At 72.6% G+C, this 18,043-nt stretch carries 20 protein-coding genes; 15 read left to right on the top strand and 5 right to left on the bottom strand.

Translation table 11 applies throughout. The annotated features are described in order from the left end of the window. Window positions 1–158 precede the first annotated feature (158 nt). From ACFWE1_RS07595 to ACFWE1_RS07610, 4 genes are all read left to right on the top strand, one after another. The gene (locus ACFWE1_RS07595) at window positions 159–1,004 is read left to right on the top strand and encodes an exodeoxyribonuclease III (RefSeq protein WP_376932853.1); all 846 of its coding nucleotides are present in this window, start codon (window positions 159–161) and stop codon (window positions 1,002–1,004) included. Window positions 1,005–1,171: 167 nt separating this feature from the next. Continuing rightward, entirely contained in the window at window positions 1,172–2,026 is an 855-nt protein-coding gene (locus ACFWE1_RS07600) for an ABC transporter ATP-binding protein (RefSeq protein ID WP_376932854.1), read from the top strand. Window positions 2,027–2,067: 41 nt separating this feature from the next. Then, on the top strand, window positions 2,068–3,096 hold the full coding sequence (locus tag ACFWE1_RS07605; RefSeq protein ID WP_376932855.1) for an aliphatic sulfonate ABC transporter substrate-binding protein: 1,029 nt from the start codon (window positions 2,068–2,070) through the stop codon (window positions 3,094–3,096). A gap of 10 nt (window positions 3,097–3,106) precedes the next feature. Then, window positions 3,107–4,090, top strand: coding sequence for an ABC transporter permease (locus ACFWE1_RS07610; protein WP_376932856.1), 984 nt, complete (start codon window positions 3,107–3,109; stop codon window positions 4,088–4,090). A 126-nt stretch (window positions 4,091–4,216) separates the two neighbouring features. On the opposite strand, the gene ACFWE1_RS07615 is transcribed toward ACFWE1_RS07610, so the two are convergent. From ACFWE1_RS07615 to ACFWE1_RS07625, 3 genes are all read right to left on the bottom strand, one after another. Further along, on the bottom strand, window positions 4,217–4,813 hold the full coding sequence (locus ACFWE1_RS07615) for an NADPH-dependent FMN reductase (RefSeq protein WP_243570206.1): 597 nt from the start codon (window positions 4,811–4,813) through the stop codon (window positions 4,217–4,219). Window positions 4,814–4,902: 89 nt separating this feature from the next. Then, a complete protein-coding gene (locus tag ACFWE1_RS07620) occupies window positions 4,903–5,658 on the bottom strand; it encodes a DNA alkylation repair protein (protein ID WP_376932857.1) in 756 nt (251 codons plus the stop codon). A 131-nt stretch (window positions 5,659–5,789) separates the two neighbouring features. Further along, complete coding sequence (locus tag ACFWE1_RS07625; protein WP_376932858.1) at window positions 5,790–6,254, bottom strand: hypothetical protein; 465 nt, start codon at window positions 6,252–6,254, stop codon at window positions 5,790–5,792. 296 nt (window positions 6,255–6,550) lie between these two features. Between ACFWE1_RS07625 and ACFWE1_RS07630 the strand changes: the two genes are divergently transcribed. The 3 genes from ACFWE1_RS07630 (at window position 6,551) to ACFWE1_RS07640 (ending at window position 9,126) form a co-directional block, all read left to right on the top strand. Continuing rightward, window positions 6,551–8,005, top strand: coding sequence for a DUF6421 family protein (locus ACFWE1_RS07630; RefSeq protein ID WP_376932859.1), 1,455 nt, complete (start codon window positions 6,551–6,553; stop codon window positions 8,003–8,005). Window positions 8,006–8,111: 106 nt separating this feature from the next. Continuing rightward, on the top strand, window positions 8,112–8,783 hold the full coding sequence (locus ACFWE1_RS07635; RefSeq protein ID WP_376932860.1) for an SDR family NAD(P)-dependent oxidoreductase: 672 nt from the start codon (window positions 8,112–8,114) through the stop codon (window positions 8,781–8,783). A 55-nt stretch (window positions 8,784–8,838) separates the two neighbouring features. Then, window positions 8,839–9,126, top strand: a complete 288-nt coding sequence (locus tag ACFWE1_RS07640) for a helix-turn-helix transcriptional regulator (RefSeq protein WP_243570201.1) — start codon at window positions 8,839–8,841, stop codon at window positions 9,124–9,126. A 17-nt stretch (window positions 9,127–9,143) separates the two neighbouring features. Here the strand turns inward: ACFWE1_RS07640 and ACFWE1_RS07645 are convergent, their stop codons facing one another. Next, window positions 9,144–9,926 carry a hypothetical protein gene (locus tag ACFWE1_RS07645; protein WP_376932861.1) on the bottom strand — a complete coding sequence of 261 codons (783 nt, stop codon included), beginning with the start codon at window positions 9,924–9,926 and terminating at the stop codon, window positions 9,144–9,146. A gap of 268 nt (window positions 9,927–10,194) precedes the next feature. Between ACFWE1_RS07645 and ACFWE1_RS07650 the strand changes: the two genes are divergently transcribed. From ACFWE1_RS07650 to ACFWE1_RS07665, 4 genes are all read left to right on the top strand, one after another. Next, window positions 10,195–10,578 (top strand): phage holin family protein, encoded by a 384-nt coding sequence (locus ACFWE1_RS07650; protein WP_376932862.1) that lies wholly within the window; start codon window positions 10,195–10,197, stop codon window positions 10,576–10,578. A gap of 83 nt (window positions 10,579–10,661) precedes the next feature. After that, window positions 10,662–11,000: an ArsR/SmtB family transcription factor gene (locus ACFWE1_RS07655; protein WP_376932863.1), complete on the top strand. Its 339-nt coding sequence runs from the start codon at window positions 10,662–10,664 to the stop codon at window positions 10,998–11,000. Next, window positions 10,987–11,451, top strand: a complete 465-nt coding sequence (locus tag ACFWE1_RS07660) for an SRPBCC domain-containing protein (protein WP_376932864.1) — start codon at window positions 10,987–10,989, stop codon at window positions 11,449–11,451. Before ACFWE1_RS07655 ends, ACFWE1_RS07660 begins: the two co-directional genes overlap by 14 nt. Continuing rightward, window positions 11,451–11,987, top strand: coding sequence for a dihydrofolate reductase family protein (locus ACFWE1_RS07665; protein ID WP_376932865.1), 537 nt, complete (start codon window positions 11,451–11,453; stop codon window positions 11,985–11,987). The genes ACFWE1_RS07660 and ACFWE1_RS07665 overlap by 1 nt, the downstream gene beginning before the upstream one ends. Here the strand turns inward: ACFWE1_RS07665 and ACFWE1_RS07670 are convergent. Further along, the gene (locus ACFWE1_RS07670; RefSeq protein ID WP_376933081.1) at window positions 11,984–13,345 is read right to left on the bottom strand and encodes an MFS transporter; all 1,362 of its coding nucleotides are present in this window, start codon (window positions 13,343–13,345) and stop codon (window positions 11,984–11,986) included. The two genes, ACFWE1_RS07665 and ACFWE1_RS07670, sit on opposite strands and share 4 nt — an antisense overlap. A gap of 316 nt (window positions 13,346–13,661) precedes the next feature. Here ACFWE1_RS07670 and ACFWE1_RS07675 point away from each other — a divergent pair, with 316 nt between their 5' ends. The 4 genes from ACFWE1_RS07675 to ACFWE1_RS07690 all read left to right on the top strand — a co-directional run bounded on the left by ACFWE1_RS07675 (window position 13,662) and on the right by ACFWE1_RS07690 (window position 17,870). Next, window positions 13,662–14,981 carry a sensor histidine kinase gene (locus ACFWE1_RS07675; RefSeq protein WP_376932866.1) on the top strand — a complete coding sequence of 440 codons (1,320 nt, stop codon included), beginning with the start codon at window positions 13,662–13,664 and terminating at the stop codon, window positions 14,979–14,981. Further along, window positions 14,978–15,733 (top strand): response regulator, encoded by a 756-nt coding sequence (locus ACFWE1_RS07680; RefSeq protein ID WP_376932867.1) that lies wholly within the window; start codon window positions 14,978–14,980, stop codon window positions 15,731–15,733. Before ACFWE1_RS07675 ends, ACFWE1_RS07680 begins: the two co-directional genes overlap by 4 nt. Before the next feature lie 125 nt (window positions 15,734–15,858). Continuing rightward, window positions 15,859–16,743: an ABC transporter ATP-binding protein gene (locus ACFWE1_RS07685; protein ID WP_376932868.1), complete on the top strand. Its 885-nt coding sequence runs from the start codon at window positions 15,859–15,861 to the stop codon at window positions 16,741–16,743. Further along, a complete protein-coding gene (locus ACFWE1_RS07690; RefSeq protein WP_376932869.1) occupies window positions 16,740–17,870 on the top strand; it encodes an ABC transporter permease in 1,131 nt (376 codons plus the stop codon). The genes ACFWE1_RS07685 and ACFWE1_RS07690 overlap by 4 nt, the downstream gene beginning before the upstream one ends. Window positions 17,871–18,043: the final 173 nt, after the last annotated feature.

Below are 18,043 nucleotides of genomic sequence, written 5' to 3' on the forward strand. Positions count from 1 at the left end.
TCCCACTGGCTTGATCCCTTCTTAAAGCCCTCTTTTGCGAGCTCTGGAATACTTTCCCAACAAGACCCGCTTGGGGGGGTCCCCGGTGTCCCCCCGGCCCCCCCCCCCCGCTGCCGTCGGTGCCGGTGGCGTCGGACGCGGCGGATACGCTGGATCCCATGCGCATCGCCACCTGGAACGTCAACTCGATCCGCACCCGCGTCGGCCGTGTCGTCGACTGGATGGTGCGCGAAGACGTCGACGTGCTCGCGATGCAGGAGATTAAGTGCAAGCCCGAGCAGTTCCCGCACGAGGCGTTCGAGCAGGCCGGCTACGAGCTCGCGATCCACGGACTCAACCAGTGGAACGGCGTCGCGATCGCGAGCCGTGCGCCCATCCACGACGTCGAGCACGAGTTCCCCGGCATGCCCGGCTTCCTGAAGGGGCACGAGGGACCCGATCTACCCCGCGAGGCGCGGGCGATCGGCGCGACCGTCGACGGCGTGCGGGTGTGGAGCCTCTACGTGCCGAACGGCCGCGCCCTCGGCGACCCGCACTACACCTACAAGCTCGACTGGTTCGCGGCGCTCACCGAGTACACCCGTGCCCAGACGAGCGCGCACCCCGAGGTGCCGTTCGCGCTCATGGGCGACTTCAACGTCGCCCCGCTCGACGTCGACAACGGCGACCCCACCGTGATCGTCGGCCAGACGACGCACGTCTCCCCCGCCGAGCGCGAGGCGTTCTTCACGCTCGAGAACGCCGGCGTCAGCGACGTGGTGCGCGCCCGCGTGCCCGAGGGCCTGTACACCTACTGGGACTACAAGCAGCTCCGCTTCCCCCGCAACGAGGGCATGCGCATCGACTTCATCCTCGGCTCCGAGGCCTTCGCCGAGGCCGTCACGAGCGCGTCGATCCACCGCGACGAGCGCAAGGGCGACGCCCCGAGCGACCACGTGCCGGTGCTCGTCGAGCTCGACCTCGGCGGCGACGACGACGGCGACCTGCCGATGATCTTCGGCTGACGATCCCGCCGGCTCCGCACGCCCCGTGTTACGCCATGGGTCGTGACGGGCTGACAGCGCGGGCGCGGGCTGGGTACCGTCGGGGCATCCACCACCGCCCTGCGCGCTGATCTCCCCCGATGGGCGCCGCCGATCGGTTCCGGCGAGCCCGGGACCCGGGAGCCCAGATGCCAGCGACGCCGACGAGCACGAGCGCAGCCGCGCTGCCCGTGGAGTTCCGCGGCCTCGGTCGCGCGTTCCCGACCGCCGCGGGCGCCCGGCCGGTGCTCCGCGACGTCGACCTCGTCGTCGAGGCGGGTGAGATCCTCGCGATCCTCGGCCCGAGCGGCTGCGGCAAGTCGACGCTGCTGCGCATCGCGGGCGGCCTCGACCGGCCGACGAGCGGTCGGGTGACGATCGCCGGCAGCCCCGTCGCCGACTACGACACGCGCAGCGCGATCGGCTTCCAGGAGCCCCGCCTGCTGCCCTGGCGCACCGTCGCCCAGAACGTCGCCCTCGGCCTGCCCCGCGGCACCGCGCGCGCCGCGGGCCGGGCGCACGTCGCCCGCCTGCTCGAGCTCGTCGGACTCGCCGAGTTCGCCGAGCACCGGCCGCGCGAGATCTCCGGGGGGATGGCGCAGCGCACCTCGCTCGCCCGGGCGCTCGCCCGTTCGCCGCACGTGCTGCTGCTCGACGAACCGTTCGGCGCGCTCGATGCGCTCACCCGGCTGCGCATGCAGGACCTGCTACTCGAGATCCACGCCGCCGAGCCCACCACGGTGCTCCTCGTCACCCACGACGTCGACGAGGCGCTGCAGCTCGCCGACCGCATCGTCGTGCTCGGCACCGAGGCGGACACCGACGCGACGCCGGGCGCGGGCATCCGCCAGACCGTCGTCGTGCCCGGCACCCGGCCCCGCGACCGCGGCTCCGCCGAGCTCGCCGAGCTCCGCGGCCGCCTGCTCGACGGGCTCGGCATCGACCGGCACGGCGCCGCCCGCGGCATCCAGTCCACCAGCACCATCCCGGCGTTCCCCTACTGAGCGCGCCGGGCCCCGTCTGCATCCCACCCCCGAGGAGTCACATGTCCCGCACCAGTCTCATCCGCACCGCGCTCGTCGCGGGCGCCGCCGCGAGCGCCCTGCTGCTCTCCGGCTGCGTCGCCGGCGAGGGCCAGGCCGCCGAGCCGGCCCCGAGCGCCGAGTCCGGCTCGCTCGAGGGCCAGACCCTCGCGATCGACTTCGCCACCTACAACCCGCTGAGCCTCGTCATCAAGGACCAGGGCTGGCTCGAGGACGCCGGGCTCGACGTCACCTGGGTGCAGTCGGCCGGCTCGAACAAGGCGAACGAGGCGCTGCGCGCCGGGGCGATCGAGGTCGGCTCGACCGCCGGCTCCGCGGCGCTGCTGGCCCGCTCGAACGGCTCGCCCATCCAGGTCATCGACCTCTTCTCGCAGCCCGAGTGGGCCGCGCTCGTCACGGTCGACGGCACCGGGATCTCCTCGGTCGCCGATCTGAAGGGCAAGCAGGTCGCCGCGACGAAGGGCACCGACCCGTACTTCTTCCTGCTGCAGTCGCTCGAGGCCGAGGGTCTCCAGCCGTCCGACATCACCGTGCAGAACCTCCAGCACGCCGACGGCTGGGCCGCGCTGCAGAACGGCTCGGTGCAGGCGTGGGCGGGCCTCGACCCGATCATGGCCGGTGCCGAGGAGCAGGGCGCGAGCCTCTTCTCCCGCAACGTCGACTTCAACTCCTACGGCTTCCTGAACGCCACGGAGGACTTCATCCAGAACAAGCCCGAGGTCGCCCAGGCCGTCGTCGACGCCTACGAGCACGCCCGCCAGTGGGCCGAGGAGAACCCCGAGGAGACCGCGCAGATCCTCGCCGACGTCGCGGGCCTCGACCTCGCCGTGGCCACCAAGGTGATCGACGAGCGCACGAACCTCGACGTCGACCACGTGCCCGGGGATGCGCAGATCGCGGTGCTCGAGAAGATCGGCCCGATCTTCGTCGAGCTCGGCGACGTCGCCAGCCAGCAGCAGGTCGACGAGGCGCTCGCCTCGATCGTGAACGACACGTTCGCCGCCAAGGCGGACGCGTCGCGCTTCGAGTAAGGCGGATCCGATGACGGCGGATGCCTCGCGCGGGAACGCGCTCACGAGCACCGACCCCGGCACCGGCCGCGCCGGCGCCGAGGACGGGCGCGCGGGCGTGAGCTCGGGCGTGACCTCGGTCGACCGGCAGTCGAACGCGCCCGTCGCGGACGGCGGCCTCGCGGTCGCCGCGGGGCCGCTCGGCGTCTCCGGGATCGACCGGCGCGAGGCATCCGCCGTCTCTCCGCGCCGCCGCCTCGTCGACCGGCGCTGGTTCCGCATCGCGGGCGGGGCGCTGCTCCCCCTCGTGCTGCTCGTCGCCTGGCAGCTCGCCTCGACCTCGGGCGCCGTGCCCGTCTCGATGCTGCCGAGCCCGGAGATGGTGTGGACGGCCGGGGTCGACCTCGCCGAGCGCGGCCTGCTCGGCCTCTACATCGCGATCTCGACGCAGCGCGTGTTCGTCGGCTTCGCCGTCGGCGCCGCGCTCGGCCTCGTCGTCGGTGCCGTCGTGGGACTCTCGAAGCTCGGCGACATCCTGCTCTCGCCGACGCTCGGCGCGATCCGCGCGGTGCCCTCGCTCGCCTGGGTGCCGCTGCTCATCCTGTGGCTGAAGATCGGCGAGGAGTCGAAGGTCGTGCTCATCGCGATCGGCGCCTTCTTCCCCGTGTACACGATCGTCGCGGCGGCGCTGCGGCACGTCGACCGGCAGCTGCTGGAGGCCGGCCGGGCGTTCGGCCTGCGCGGCGTGCGGCTGCTCTCGGTCGTGCAGCTGCCCGCGGCGGTGCCCTCGGTCGTCTCGGCGCTGCGGCTCGCGCTCGCGCAGTCGTGGCTGTTCCTCGTCGCCGCGGAGCTCATCGCCAGTTCGATGGGACTCGGCTTCCTGCTCGTCGACTCGGGCAACAACGGCCGGATCGACCGCATCATCCTCGCGATCATCCTGCTCGCCGTGCTCGGCAAGCTGACCGACGCGGTCGTCGGCCTGTTCGAGCGCTGGGCCGTGCGCAAGTGGGCCTGAGCCGCGGACGGCGCTGAAGGGACTCGCACCCTTCCGACTTGCCCGACTTTCATGAAAGTTGGGCAAGTCGGGTGAGGGTCAGTCGGGGTGAGAGCCAGTCGGGGTGAGCGTCAGTCGGGGTGAGGCTCAGTCGGGGCGCGGCAGCACCGTGAGCACGCGCGTCGTGAACTCCAGGAAGCGCCGCATGAACGTCGCCAGGAACTCCTCGGTGCTCTCGACGGTCACCTGCCCGTCCGGGCCGATCAGCCCCGGCGTGAACTGCAGGTAGGCCTCGGGCGAGTTCATCTGCGGCGCGTTCGAGAAGCTCAGGATGCTGCGCAGGCTCTGCTGCGCGACCGCGGTGCCGATCGCCCCGGTCGACGCGCCGATCACCGCGCTCGGCCGCCCGGTGAGCACGTTCTGCCCCCAGGGCCGGCTCGCCCAGTCGATCGCGTTCTTGAGCGGGCCGGGCAGCGAGCGGTTGTACTCGGGCGTGACGAACAGCAGTGCGTCGGAGTCCTGAATGGCCGCCTTGAAGTCGCGGGCGACCTGCGGGTAGTCGGCGTCGTAGTCCCGGCTGTACAGCGGCAGCTCGCGGTAGACGATCTCGTGGAACTCCAGCTCCGGCGGAGCCAGCCGCTCGAGCGCCGTCGCGAGGAGGCGGTTGATCGAGTCGCTCGCGAGGCTGCCGATGAACACGCCGACCCGGTACGGCGGCTCGTGGTGGATGGGTTCGATCTGCATGGTGCGGTCCTTCCTGCGCCGAGGCGGCACCGAACCGGCGCCGCGCCCCGCTCCAGCCTGCACCCGCGGCCGGGCGCGCACCACCCCGTTCAGCGCAGCGCGCGGTAGCGGGCCCGCTCCTCGGGAGAGAGGTGCTCGCACGCGTAGCTCAGCATGGTGCGCGGCATCCGCGCGGCGAAGCGGTCGAGGAACCCGGTGAGCGCGGCCCGGTCGACCCGCTTGCCCACCTCGCGCAGCATCCAGCCGACGGCCTTGTGCAGGAGCGGTTCGCGGTCGTCGAGGAGCATTTCGGCGACGGCGAGGGTGGGCGCGGCATCCCCGCCCTTGATCGCGGCGAAGGTCGCGAGCACGGCGACCCGGCGCTGCCAGAGCGAGGCGGATGCCGCAAGCTCCGCGATGAGCGGCGGCAGCGGTTCGGCGCCCGGCGCGGGGGAGACGACCTCGCCGACGAGCACCTCGGCGCTCGCGTCGACGAGGTCCCAGTTGTCGACCCGGCCGGCGCGCACGGCCTCGAGGTACGCCTCGTGCTCGGCCCGCCGTACGGCCTCGCCGCGACCGCGCGGCCGCCCGGCCCGGCGGAAGCGCTCGACCATGACGAGGAGCCCGGCGAGGCGTTCCTCGTGGATCGGGCTGGCGACGAGCTCCGCGGTCTCCGCGGGCGGCAGCGCGAGCGAGCGTCGCACGATGGCGCGCGTCGCGGGCACGGTGACCCCGATGAAGACGTCGCCCTCGGCGTACTCCCCGGGGCCCGTCTTGAAGAAGCGGGCCGCCCCGGCGGCGCGCTCGGGCGAGGATGCCGCGGCGAGCGCGGCCCGCACCTCGGCGGCGGTGCGCAGTTCGGTCATCCCTGCACGGTACCCGCCGCCGCCGCTGCACAACTCAGGAACATCCGGCGGATATGCGGAACGCCCGGCGGCGCGCCCGCGTGCTCACGCGGCTGCCGGCCGGGCGTTCCTGAGTTGTGTGCGTGGCCCGATCAGGCGCGCGGCGCGGCGGGGTCGGGCGCGTCGGCGGGGTCGGCCGGGTCGGCGGGGTCGGGCGCGTCGGCGGTGGGCTCGGCCGGCGCGGCCGCCTCCACGACGACCTCCTCGACGACGGTCTCCTCGACGACGACCGGCTCGAACTCGGCGGACTCGGCGACGAGTGCGGGCACGGACGCGCGCCGCGACAGCGCGCCGAAGCCGATCAGCACGGCGAACAGCGCGAGCGAGACGACGAGGCCGACGATGCCGCCGGTGAGCAGTCCCGACGACACGACGATCTCCGACTGGCTGCCGTAGACGTCGACGGCGGTGCCGGTGCCGCTCGTGAGCGCGGCGGTGAGCGTGGCGTTCGCCTGCGACGTCCACATCGCGCCGATCACCGTCACGACGGCGGAGCCGGCGAGGGCGATCGTCGGCACGACGAGCGCGACGGCGGCGGAGGGGCGGGAGTGGGTCATGAGGGACTCGTTTCGTCTGGTCGAATTCGGCGGACGCCGAGTCGGATGCCGGCGCGCCGGGCCAGTGCGGAGGAGTCCGTCGCCCGGCCTCGAGCGACGGTACGCACGCTCGCTATGCATCCCCTATGCGCCCGCTATCGGAATCGTGTGCGGGCAGGCGATCGCCAGCGCGGATTGTTTGATCGGCGCAATATTCCCGCGTCGCACCGCAACCAATCGCGGAGCGCGTGCGCCTACCCTGGGATGGGCGGCGATTCTGCGCTGCCGCAGACCACCACGACGACGGGAGGTTCCGAATGTCACAGACCACTCTTGACACCATCGTTGGCGAACCCGAGGTCCTGGAGGACGCGGTCACGCCGGAGACGATGGCCCTCGCGGCCGGGGTCGAGCACGACCCCGCCTGGCTGGCGCTGAAGGACGCGGCGACCCGGCTGCAGGCGCTCCAGGTGAAGGACGGCTCGGTGCCGGTCGAGACCGACCGCCCCGAGGCATCCGCGCTCGTCGACACGATCGTCGAGTCCGTCGCCGCGCTCGCCCCGCGCTTCCCGCACGAGGCCGCGTACCTCACGGCGTTGCAGGCCGATTTCCGCGCCTGGCAGGGCGCCGGCTTCGGCGTCCCCGACTTCCTCGACTCCCTCGTCGAGTTCCAGCCGCAGCGGCACCGCGTCGACGGCATCCGCCACCTCGTCGTGTTCCCGATGGTCACGCAGAACGGCTCGTCCGATCGGCACGTCGAGGCGCTCGTCGTCGAGACCATCTGGCCGGAGTTCATCGCCGCGCTCGAAGCCGGCGACTACGGCAACAAGCTCTTCGTGAGCCTGCGCCTCGTCGACTTCACGCCCGGCTACGACACGAACTCGGCGGTGCTCTTCCCCGAGACGGTCGCGATGCGCGAGATCCCGCCCTTCACCTGGGGCGCGATCTTCCAGGACCGCGAGGCTGCCCGCTACCGCCGCGTTGTGCGCGCGGCGAGCGAGATCACGAAGCTCGAACTGCCCGAGGACGCCGCGAGCCTCCTCGACGACCAGCAGCTGGCCGAGCGTACCTTCGTGATGTGGGACATCATCCACGACCGCACCCACATGCGCGGCGACCTGCCGTTCGACCCGTTCATGATCAAGCAGCGGATGCCGTTCTTCCTGTACTCGCTGGAGGAGCTTCGCTGCGACCTGACCGCGTTCCGCGAGTCGGTGAAGATCCAGCGCGGGCTCGACGCCCGCCTCGCGGCCGGCGAGGAGCTCACCGAGGTCGAGGAGCAGATGCGCTCCACCGGCAAGCTCGTGCAGTACGCGGTCATCTTCGACCGCATCTTCCGCTTCGCGATCACCGGCAGCCGGGTGCGCAACTACGACGGCCTCGGCGGGCAGCTGCTGTTCGCCTGGCTGCACCGCAAGCACGTGCTCGAGTGGCGCGACGTCGAGCTGAGCTTCGACTGGGACGCCGTCGCCGACGCGGTCGTCGAGCTCGGCGACGCGATCGACCAGCTGTACTGGGAGTCGATCGACCGCCCGAAGACGGTGCACTGGCTGAAGGCCTACGAGCTCGTCTCCTCGGTGGTCACGCCGAACCCCGCGTCGGTGTGGGCCGAGGGCCTGCCGCGCGAGGTGCTCGCCGGTCCACCGAAGGGCTACACCGACCTCGTGATGGACGACGAGTTCCCGCTGTCGATGTTCTTCGAGGCCCTCGACAAGAAGATGAAGCCGGTCATCGAGTCGACGGTCGGCATCACGGGCGACGCCGAGGCCTGAGCCCTGGATTCACCGGATCACCCCGAGCGCACGGAGCTTCCGTTCCGGCGCTCGGGGTGATTCGCTTTCGATGGAGCACGCACGGAGCGCACGGATGGAGAACGACATGGTGGATGACTCGACGAAGGGGCCCGCGGGCCGGGTCGTGCTGATCGCGGGCGCGACGAGCGCCTCGGGCCGCGCCGTGGCGCGCGCCCTGCTCGACGCGGGCGCCGTGGTGGTCGCGGTCGGTAGCGACCGGGGGCGGCTCGAGGCGATGGCGGCCGAGTTCCCCGGGCTCGTGACCGAGCTCGCCGACCTCACCGATCAGCAGCAGGTCTGGCCGCTCGCGATGCGGGTACACGGCCGCGTCGGCGATGTCGACGGTGTCGTACACCTCGTCGGCGGCTGGCGGGGCGGCGGCGGGCTCCCCGGGCAGACCGAGGAGGACTACCGCGTGCTCGAGCGCTCCTTCTCCGCGCTGCGCCACCTGAGCCGCGCACTGTGGGACGACCTCGTCGGCTCCTCCGCGGGCCGAATCACGATGATCTCCTCGACGACCGTGGAGCACCCCACTGCGGGCGGCGCCAACTACACCGCGGTGAAGGCCGCGAGCGAGTCGTGGATGCAGAGCGTGGCGCAGGGACTCGGCAAGGCCGGCGACCGCGGCGCGGCCGTCACCTTCCGGGTGAAGGCGCTCGAGGGGCTCGAGGACCGCTTCGCCGAGCGGGTCGTCGCGCTCTGGCACGAGGATGCCGCGTCGCTCAACGGCCGCGTGGAGACGCTCACGGCGGAGTGAGCGGGGCGGCAGCGTTCGGCTAGGCTCGCTGCGGGTCTCAGAGAGGAGAGCGCCCGTGCTCCGTCAACGTTCTTCCGTCTTCGACGCCATCGCGCATCCCGTGCGGCGGCACATCCTCGAGGCGCTCAACGGCGCCCACTGGGTGTCGATCACCGACCTCGCCGAGCGCATCGAGGTCTCCCGTTCGACCGCCTCGCGCCACCTCGACATCCTCCGCCGCAGCGGCCTCGTGAAGGCCCGCCGCGTCGACCAGGCCACGCTGCACCATCTGCGGCGCGACGCCCTGGAGCCGGTCTTCGAGTGGATCGAGCCGCTCGTCGCCGAGGACGCGCTCGCGGGCTGAACCGCGGCCCGCCCGGGCTACTCGGCCGGCGGTTCGATGGAGTCGGGCGACTCGATGGCCCCCGGGGCGGGCGCCCCGCTCGCGGGCGGCGCACCGCTCGCGGGCGGCGCACCGGAATCGGGACCGGCACCGGAGCCGGGCGTCTCCGTCGGCGGCGCGGGCTCGGGGCTGAGGCCCGGCGGCACGGCCTCCGGCGGGATCGTCGGCGCGTCGCCCGCCTCGGCGGCGCAGCCCGCGGTGCCCTCATCGCCCTGGAGGGCGACGCGCCACGCGGCGTCCCGCGGTCCGTCGAGCCCCGCGGGCTTCGGGGTGCCGCCGTTCCACCACTCCCACTCGCGGTACTCGAAGCCCGCCTCGGCCATGCACGCGCGCACCGCCCGCTGCCCGGCCGACCACGCGGCCCGGTCGGCTTCGGAGACGAAGCGCGGGTCGGCCGGGTCGAGGTAGGGGTTCTTCGGCGGGGTCGACGGGGTCGGCTTCGGCGACGGGGGCGTCGGCGACGGCCGCTCCGGGCGGGGGCTCGGCGCGGGCTCGGGCGAGGGCTTCGGAGCGGGCAGGGTCGGCAGCGGGGTGGATGGGGCCTCGGGCGGAGCCGTCGGCGCCGGCGTCTCGGGGGAGCCGGCGGCGGTGCCGTCACTCTGGCCGGTCGCCCCGCCGCGCTCCGCATCGGGCCGGAGGTCGACGCCGCGGTGGGCGAATTGCACGGCGGGGCCGTCGTTGTCGCCGATCGCCGCGTGCACGCCGACGACCGCACCGACGGTGCAGAGCACGGCGACGCCGGCCGCGGCGATCGCGATCATGGGGCCCGAGGCTCGCGCCGGACGGTCCCGATGCGCGTGCCTGGAGTGCAGCTCGGCGCCCGGCTTCGTGCCACTCGCGTTCGTGGTCCCCGCGCTGCGCCGGGTCCGCTCGGGACGCGGCGCACGAGGAACGTCGCGCGATCGGGGCATCCCTTTCCACCGTAGGCGAGGGATCCTCCCCCTGCAAGGGGGGCATTTCGCCCCGCCCCGTGAGCGAAGGTCGAAGCAGAACCCCCGCCGAGGACGCCCCGCACGCTACGCTCGCGCCATGGTGCGCTTTCTGATCCGACTGGCGATCTCGCTCGTGACGGCCGCCCTCGGCCTCCTCGTCGCGTCGTGGGTGCTGCCGGACTTTCACCTGGAGTGGGGAGGCTTCTTCGTCGCGATCATCGTGTTCTCGGTGGCGCAGGCGATCCTCGGCCCCTTCGTCTTCAACCTCGCCCGGCAGTACGCCTCGGCCGTGCTGGGCGGCATCGGCCTGGTGACGACCTTCCTCGCGCTGCTCATCGCCTCGCTCTTCCCGGGCGGCATCCACATCGACGGCGCGGTCACCTGGGTGCTCGCGACGCTCATCGTGTGGATCATCACGGCGCTCGGCGGCTGGCTGCTGCCGCTCATCTTCTTGAAGGACCGCGCCGAGAAGCGCAAGTAGCGGCCGGCATTCGGGGCGGATGCCTTGACAGCGCTCCGCCGTCGGCATAACGTAAGCAAATCCTTAATTAAGGAGTTGCTCACATGACCGACCAGCTCAGCCTCGTCTTCCAGGCCCTCGCCGATCCCACGCGCCGCGCGATGCTCTCGCGGCTCCGCTCGGGCGCCGCGACCGTCGGGGAGCTCGCCGAGCCGTTCGCGATCAGCCGGCCTGCGATCTCGCAGCACCTGAAGGTGCTCGAACGCGCCGGCCTCATCGAACGGACCGCACAGGCCCAGTGGCGCAGCTGCACCCTGCGCACGGAGCCCCTCGACGAGGCATCCGACTGGGTCGAACGTCACCGCGGCGAGTGGAACGAGCGCTTCGATCTGCTCGACGAGCAGCTCCGCCGACTGAAGGGAACCGGCGATGACCGAGCCTGACGACCGACCGCAGTTCACGATCACCCGCATCCTCGACGCCCCGCGCGAGCTCGTCTGGCGCGCCTGGACCGAGCCGGAGCGGGCGGGCGCCTGGTGGCACCCGCGCGGCATCGACGTCGAGGAGGGCAGCCTCGAGCTCGACGTGCGACCCGGCGGACGGTACCGCTACACGATGGTGAACCCCGAGGACGGCTCCCGCTACCCCACCGCCGGCGTCTACCGGGAGGTGCGGCCGCCCGAGCGGCTCGTGTTCACCTGGGGCTCGCCGGGGGATGCCGACGAGGAGGCCCCGCTCATCACGGTGCTGCTGCGCGAGCTCGACGGGGAGCGCACCGAGATGCTGTTCCACCTCGTCGGCATCGACGCGGGCCCCGGCGACGACAACGTCTACGACGGCTGGACCTCCGCGTTCGACGTGCTCGACGAGCATCTCGCGGGCGGAGCGCGCTGATGGGCCGCCTCACGCTCGAGCAGATCGTCTCCGCCGACGGCTACGCGGCCGACGAGCACGGCGGGCTCGATTTCGTCGAGGCAGTGCCCGCCTTCGACGTGACCGACGACGACCAGCTCGCCTACCTCGAGGACGTCGACGCGATCCTCCTCGGTGCGAACAGCTACCGGATGTTCGCCGAGTACTGGCCCGTCGCCGACCCCGCGACGCAGCCCGTCGCCGAGCCGATCGCCCGGCTGCCGAAGTTGGTCGTGTCGAACACGCTCGAGCGGGCGCCCTGGGGCGACGGCGAGGCGACGCTGCTGCGCGGCGAACCGGCGGAGTCGGTCGCGGCGCTGAAGGCGGAGCGCGAGCACGTGATCGTCTGGGGCAGTCTGCAGCTCGCGGGCGCGCTGCGCCTGCGCGTGGTGCCGGTGCTGCTCGGCGCCGGGCGCTCGTTCACGCCGGACGCGCCCGCCCTGCAACGCCTGGAGCTCGACCACGTGGTGAGCTTCCCGACCGGGCACCTCGGGCTCACGTACCGGCTGGCGCGCTAGCGGGAATCGGGGGCGGCGGGCTGCGCCGCTGCTTCCCCGGCCTGCGCTTCAGCGGGCGTCGTCGCCTCGGCGGTGCGGTAGCCGGCCGAGAGCGTGCGGTACGCCCGGGTGGCGAAGGCGCCCAGGCCGAGGGCCGCCGTCGCGAGGCCGCTCACGAGGAACACGAGCGCGATGCCGCGCGCCTCCCCGTCGCCGAGGAGCCATCCCCAGGTCTCGTACCCGGCGTCGGAGCGCATGAACGGGATGATCCAGAACTGGGCGATCGGCGCGATCAGGAACGCCGTGATCGGCGCCGCCGCGGCCTCGAACGCCGCCGCGAAGCCGAAGACGCGCCCCTGCCTGGTGAACGGCACGACCTTCTGGATGACGGTCTGCTCGGCGGCCTCGACGGCCGGCACGAGTGCCATGTAGAGCCAGATGCCGACCGCGTACAGCCACCACCACTCGCGCACGGTGAAGAACGCGCCGAGCAGCCCCATGCCGATGACGACCAGGAGCATCGTGCGGATCGGATTGCGACCGAGCCCCCACGTCGCGATGATCACGCCGCCGACGATGAACCCCGTCGACGCGATGCCGAAGACGACGCCCCACCACTCCACCTCGAAGAGCGTCAGGCCGTACGGGTCCATCAGCGCCATGTAGACGCCGCCGATGAGGTTGTTGAAGGTCGAGAACAGGATGAGCGCGAACAGCCCGGGCGCCTGACGGATCGCCGCGATGCTGCCGCGGAAGTCGATGGCCGGCGGGCGGCCCTCCTCGGCCACGGGCTTCGCCTCGGGGATGCGCACGAACAGCAGGTGCAGCAGCGAGACGAAGGTCAGCCCCACCGCGATGATCATGGTGCCGCCCATGCCGAGGAGGCCGATCGCGAGCCCGGAGAACACGCTCGTGACGATGAACGCGAGCCCCTGCACGGTGCCGACCAGGCCGTTCGCGTTGGCGTGCCGTTCGACGGGCACCAGCAACGTGACCGTGGTCGACAGGGCGATGTTGCGCAGGTGCTCGACGACCGCGCCGAACAGGATGACGCCCGTGAACACCCAGAACCACGGCCCGCCGAGATCGAGCAGGACCCGCTCGGGCTGCAGCAGGTAGAGCAGCCCCGCGATGGCGAACGCCGCCAGGGTGACGATGCTCGACAGCATCATGACCCGGTACTTGCGGTGCCGGTCGACGATGGTGCCGAACAGCATCGAGAAGAAGGCGATGAGGAGCATGTACGCCCCGCCGATGATGCCGGTCGCGAGCACCGACTCCGTCTCGAGGTAGACCCAGAAGGTGAGCGCGAACCAGAGGAAGCTCGTCGTGACGTTCGCCACCATCGTGTTCACGAGCACCTGCGCGAAGGTGCGCATGCCGTTCGCAGGCGGGGCTGGCGCGATCTGCGCCGTGCCCTTCTCGGCGGTCGGGCTCCGCTGCTCGTCCACGGTGCGAGGGTACTCACCGCCGCCGACATCCGGAACTCCCTTCGCTCCTCTCGCTACTCCGTGCGGGAGGAGTTCGGCCGCCGGGGAGGAGATTCCCGGCCTAATGCCCCTCCGTCGGGCACAATCTCCTCCCGCAGAGCGGGTCCAACCGGGGGTGGGGGGAGGGAGGAGAGAGATGGGGGCCGGGGCGCGGCTCCCCCGCACGGCGGATGCCCCGAGGCATCCGCCCCGATAGCGTGAAGGGATGCAGCCGCCGCCCCCGACCCAGCCCGTGCTCGAGGGCGTGGAGTGGGTCCGGCAGGGGCCGACCCGACGGCAGCTGCGCAACGACCTGCTGCTCGCCCTGGTGCTCGCCGCGGCGAGCGCGGCGAGCCTCGTGCTGTACCGGGCGGCGGGCTACAACCAGGACGGGCCGTGGTGGGCCTCGCTCAGCTGGGCCGCGGCGATGACGCTGCCCTTGGCGCTGCGGCGGCGCTTCCCGGACGTCATCGCGGTCGTCGCCTCCGCCGCGTTCGTCGCCGGCGCGGTGCTGTACGTCAGCGAGGCCCTGTTCAGCAACATCGCCCTGTTCATCGCGATCTACACGGTCGGGGCGTGGGGGCGCAGCCGCCGGCGCGCGTTCGTCGTGCGGCTCGCGATCGTCCTCGCGATGTTCAGCTGGCTGCTCTGGTCACTCATCTACTTCTCGACGGTGCAGGAGGTGGCGCCCGAGCTCGGCCGTGACGGCGTCTTCTCCCCGTACCTGGCGTACGGCCTCGTGAACGTGCTGACCAATCTGCTGTACTTCGGCGGCGCCTGGTACTTCGGGGACGCGAACTACCGCTCGGCACGCGAGCGAGCGGCCCTCGAGCAGCGCACGGCCGAGCTCGCCACAGAGCGCGAGCGCTCCCGGCGACAGGCGGTCGCCCTCGAGCGCGTGCGCATCGCCCGGGAGCTGCACGACGTGGTCGCTCACCACGTCTCGGTGATCGGGGTGCAGGCGGGGGCGGCGCGGCGGGTGCTCTCCTCGAACCCGGATGGCGCGGCCGACGCGCTCTCGGCGATCGAGACGAGCTCCCGCGAGGCCGTGACCGAGCTGCACGCCCTGCTCGGCACGCTGCGCGCCGACGGCGAGCCGGAGCCCACCGCCAGCACGCTCGGCATCGCCCAGATCGAGGCCCTCGCCGCCGAGGCGAACGCCGCCGGGCTGCCGACCGCGTTCGCGGTGGTCGGCGAACCGCGCCAGGCGCCGACCCTCGTCGAGGCGAGCGCGTACCGGGTCGCGCAGGAGGCGCTCACGAACGTGCGCAAGCACGCCGGGGCTGCGGCGACCGCCGATGTGCGCATCCGCTGGACGGCTGAGCGCGTCGAGCTCGAGGTCGCGAACACGGGGATCGTGCGGCGCAGCGCGGGCGACGGCGGGCAGGACTCGGGGCTCGGTCTCGTCGGCATGCGCGAGCGTGTCGCGGCCACGGGCGGGGAGCTCGAGCTCGGGCCGCGGGCGCGCGGCGGCTATCTCGTGCGGGCGGCGTTCCCGCTGCAGAACGACGGGCGGCGGCCCGAGAGGAACGGAGACGCCCGATGATCCGCGTGCTCGTGGTGGACGATCAGAGCCTGGTGCGCGCCGGCTTCCGCACGATCCTCGATTCGGAGCCCGGCATCGAGGTCGTCGGCGAGGCGGAGGACGGCGAGCTCGCCGTCGCCCGCACCCTGGAGCTCGCGCCCGACGTCGTCTGCATGGACGTGCAGATGCCGAACGTCGACGGCCTCGAGGCCACCCGCCGGCTGACCGCCGACCCGCGCGTCGACGCCGCCGTGCTCGTGCTCACGACCTTCGACCGCGAGGACTACCTCTTCGCGGCGCTCGAGGCCGGCGCGAGCGGCTTCCTGTTGAAGAACTCCAGCCCGGAGCGGCTCATCGACGCCGTGCAGGTGCTCGCCGGCGGCGAGGCGCTGCTCGCGCCCGACGTCACCCGGCGGGTGATCGAGGCGGCGCGCCGGCACGGCGTACTCGCCGCGGGCGGCGGGGCTGGCGGCGCGGATGCCCCGGGCGCGGCCGTGCCCGCTCCCGCCTCGGGCCCCGGCGACGAGGCATCCGCCCCGCCCGCGCGCCCGAGCGCGCCGCCGGAGCTCGACACCCTGACCGATCGGGAGCGCGAGGTGCTCGTGCTGCTCGCCGAGGGGCTGTCCAACGCCGAGATCGCCGGACGCATGTGGGTCGGCGAGGCGACGGTGAAGAGCCACGTGTCGAAGGTGCTGATGAAGCTCGGCCTGCGCGACCGCGTGCACGCCGTGGTCTACGCGTACGAGCACGGGGTCGTCTCCCCCGCGGGGTGAACGGCACCGCCCCTGCCGACTCCCGGGCGGGTCTCCCCCGCAGGGGGGAGGCGCGCGGCGGCGCGGCCGGGGGAACCCGCCGTGCGGCGGATGCCCGCGGCATCCGCCGTGCCTAGCGTGGGAGCATGCTCGAACTCCACCACCTCGGCAAGCGCTTCGGCGAGCGCGTCGCCCTCGACGACGTGTCGTTCCGCGTCGCGCCGGGCCGGCTCACCGGCTTCGTCGGCGGCAACGGCGCCGGGAAGACGACCACCATGCGGATCGTGCTCGGCGTGCTCGGCGCCGACACCGGCACGGTCACCCTCGACGGCCACCCGCTCGACACGGCCGACCGGCGCAGCTTCGGCTACATGCCGGAGGAGCGCGGCCTCTACCCGAAGATGCGGGTGCTCGAGCAGACCGTCTACCTGGCGCGGCTGCACGGCTGGTCGCCGGCCGCGGCGCGCCGCAACGCCGAGGAGCTGCTCGACCGGCTCGGCCTCGCCGAACGGCACGACGACCCCGTCGAGAGCCTCTCCCTCGGCAACCAGCAGCGCGCGCAGATCGCCGCCGCGCTCGTGCACCGCCCCGAGGTGCTCGTGCTCGACGAGCCGTTCTCGGGCCTCGACCCCATCGCGGTCGAGACGGTGCAGTCGGTGCTCTCCGACGCCGCGGATTCGGGCGCACGCGTGCTGTTCTCCTCGCACCAGCTCGACATCGTGGAGCGCATCTGCGACGACCTCGTCATCATCGCCGGCGGTCGCATCCGCGCCGCCGGCTCGGGCGACGAGCTCCGCGCGGAGCACGGCTCCGAGCGCTGGGAGCTGCTGACCGACGGCGACGCCGGCTGGGTGCGCGAGCTGCCCGGCATCGTCGTCACCGACTTCGACGGCGGCTGGGCGCGCTTCGAGGCGGACTCGGATGCCGCGCGCCGCGCCGTGCTCGCCGAGGCCCTCCGCCGGGGCGAGGTCGCCGGCTTCACCCGCGAGCACACGACGCTCGCCCAGATCTTCAAGGAGGTCGTGCAGTGAGCACGTCACGCAGCACCGCCGAGCTCCACACGCCGAAGTTCACGGAAACGGTGGGCCTCATCGCGGGCCGCGAGGTCACGACGCGCCTGCGCAGCAAGGCGTTCCTCATCTCCACCGGCATTCTGATGCTCGCCGTGCTGGCCTCGGTCGTGCTGGGCGGCATCTTCGGCGGCAAGTCCGACTCGGCGAAGGTCGCCGTCGTCGGCACGGCTGCGACGGCGGTCGAGGGCAATCCCGCCCTCGAGGCGGTGCCGGTCGACGACCGGGCCGCCGGCGAGGCGCTGCTCCGCGACGGCGAGGTCGACGCGATCATCGTGCCCGAGGCATCCGACCCGACCGGCCTGCAGGTCATCGGGCTCGATCGCGCACCGGGCGGGGTGGTGCAGGCGCTGTCGGCGCAGCCCGGCGTCGAGCTGCTCGACCCGGCGACGGTCGATCCGCTGCTGGCCTACTTCATCGCCTTCGGGTTCGGCATCGTGTTCTTCATGTCGGCGATCACCTTCGGCTCGACCATCGCGCAGTCGGTCGTCGAGGAGAAGCAGACCCGGATCATCGAGATCCTGCTGTCGACGGTCTCGGCGCGCGAGCTGCTGACGGGCAAGGTGATCGGCAACAGTGTGCTCGCGTTCGGGCAGATCATCGCGATCGCGGTGCTCGCGCTCGTCGGGCTGCTCGCGACGGGGCAGCGGGTGCTGCTCGGGGTGCTCGGCTCCTCGGTGATCTGGTTCGTGGTGTTCTTCGCGATCGGCTTCGTGATGCTCGCAGCGCTGTTCGCGGCGTCGGCCGCGCTCGTGTCGCGCGCCGAGGACGTCGGCTCGGTGACGTCGCCGGTGACGATGCTCGTGATGATCCCGTACTTCGCGGTGGTGTTCTTCTTCGACAACCCGACGATCCTGACGGTGATGAGCTACATCCCGTTCTCGGCGCCGGTGGGGATGCCGGTGCGCATCTTCCTCGGGCAGGCCCAGTGGTGGGAGCCGGTGCTCTCGCTGCTGATCCTCGTGGCGACGACGCTCGGCGCGCTCGCGATCGGCGACCGCGTGTACCGCAACTCGCTGCTGCGCACCGGCACCCGGGTGAAGCTCGCCGAGGCCCTGCGGGGGGAGCGGGCCGGTCTGACCCTCTAACCCTCTGACTTGCCCAACTTTCATGAAAGTTGGGCAAGTCGCACCGCTCGCGCGCCCGGCTCCGCCTCCCTCCCGAGGGGGTCGGATTCCGACGAGGATGCCGTCGCAGCACCTGACCGGTGTCGGAATCCGACCCCTTCGCGGCGCAGGGGGCTCCACTGGGCGGGGGCAGG

The organism is Agromyces sp. NPDC060279, assembly GCF_042726785.1.
Taxonomy (GTDB): Bacteria; Actinomycetota; Actinomycetes; order Actinomycetales; family Microbacteriaceae; genus Agromyces.

What these genes read in the sequence shown, in the direction of transcription:
- ACFWE1_RS07595 (WP_376932853.1), top strand. Translation starts at nt 159, where the DNA reads ATGCGCATCGCCACCTGGAACGTCAACTCGATCCGCACCCGCGTCGGC.
- ACFWE1_RS07600 (WP_376932854.1), top strand. Translation starts at nt 1,172, where the DNA reads ATGCCAGCGACGCCGACGAGCACGAGCGCAGCCGCGCTGCCCGTGGAG.
- ACFWE1_RS07605 (WP_376932855.1), top strand. Translation starts at nt 2,068, where the DNA reads ATGTCCCGCACCAGTCTCATCCGCACCGCGCTCGTCGCGGGCGCCGCC.
- ACFWE1_RS07610 (WP_376932856.1), top strand. Translation starts at nt 3,107, where the DNA reads ATGACGGCGGATGCCTCGCGCGGGAACGCGCTCACGAGCACCGACCCC.
- ACFWE1_RS07615 (WP_243570206.1), bottom strand. Translation starts at nt 4,813, where the DNA reads ATGCAGATCGAACCCATCCACCACGAGCCGCCGTACCGGGTCGGCGTG.
- ACFWE1_RS07620 (WP_376932857.1), bottom strand. Translation starts at nt 5,658, where the DNA reads ATGACCGAACTGCGCACCGCCGCCGAGGTGCGGGCCGCGCTCGCCGCG.
- ACFWE1_RS07625 (WP_376932858.1), bottom strand. Translation starts at nt 6,254, where the DNA reads ATGACCCACTCCCGCCCCTCCGCCGCCGTCGCGCTCGTCGTGCCGACG.
- ACFWE1_RS07630 (WP_376932859.1), top strand. Translation starts at nt 6,551, where the DNA reads ATGTCACAGACCACTCTTGACACCATCGTTGGCGAACCCGAGGTCCTG.
- ACFWE1_RS07635 (WP_376932860.1), top strand. Translation starts at nt 8,112, where the DNA reads ATGGTGGATGACTCGACGAAGGGGCCCGCGGGCCGGGTCGTGCTGATC.
- ACFWE1_RS07645 (WP_376932861.1), bottom strand. Translation starts at nt 9,926, where the DNA reads ATGATCGCGATCGCCGCGGCCGGCGTCGCCGTGCTCTGCACCGTCGGT.
- ACFWE1_RS07650 (WP_376932862.1), top strand. Translation starts at nt 10,195, where the DNA reads ATGGTGCGCTTTCTGATCCGACTGGCGATCTCGCTCGTGACGGCCGCC.
- ACFWE1_RS07655 (WP_376932863.1), top strand. Translation starts at nt 10,662, where the DNA reads ATGACCGACCAGCTCAGCCTCGTCTTCCAGGCCCTCGCCGATCCCACG.
- ACFWE1_RS07660 (WP_376932864.1), top strand. Translation starts at nt 10,987, where the DNA reads ATGACCGAGCCTGACGACCGACCGCAGTTCACGATCACCCGCATCCTC.
- ACFWE1_RS07665 (WP_376932865.1), top strand. Translation starts at nt 11,451, where the DNA reads ATGGGCCGCCTCACGCTCGAGCAGATCGTCTCCGCCGACGGCTACGCG.
- ACFWE1_RS07670 (WP_376933081.1), bottom strand. Translation starts at nt 13,345, where the DNA reads ATGCGCACCTTCGCGCAGGTGCTCGTGAACACGATGGTGGCGAACGTC.
- ACFWE1_RS07675 (WP_376932866.1), top strand. Translation starts at nt 13,662, where the DNA reads ATGCAGCCGCCGCCCCCGACCCAGCCCGTGCTCGAGGGCGTGGAGTGG.
- ACFWE1_RS07680 (WP_376932867.1), top strand. Translation starts at nt 14,978, where the DNA reads ATGATCCGCGTGCTCGTGGTGGACGATCAGAGCCTGGTGCGCGCCGGC.
- ACFWE1_RS07685 (WP_376932868.1), top strand. Translation starts at nt 15,859, where the DNA reads ATGCTCGAACTCCACCACCTCGGCAAGCGCTTCGGCGAGCGCGTCGCC.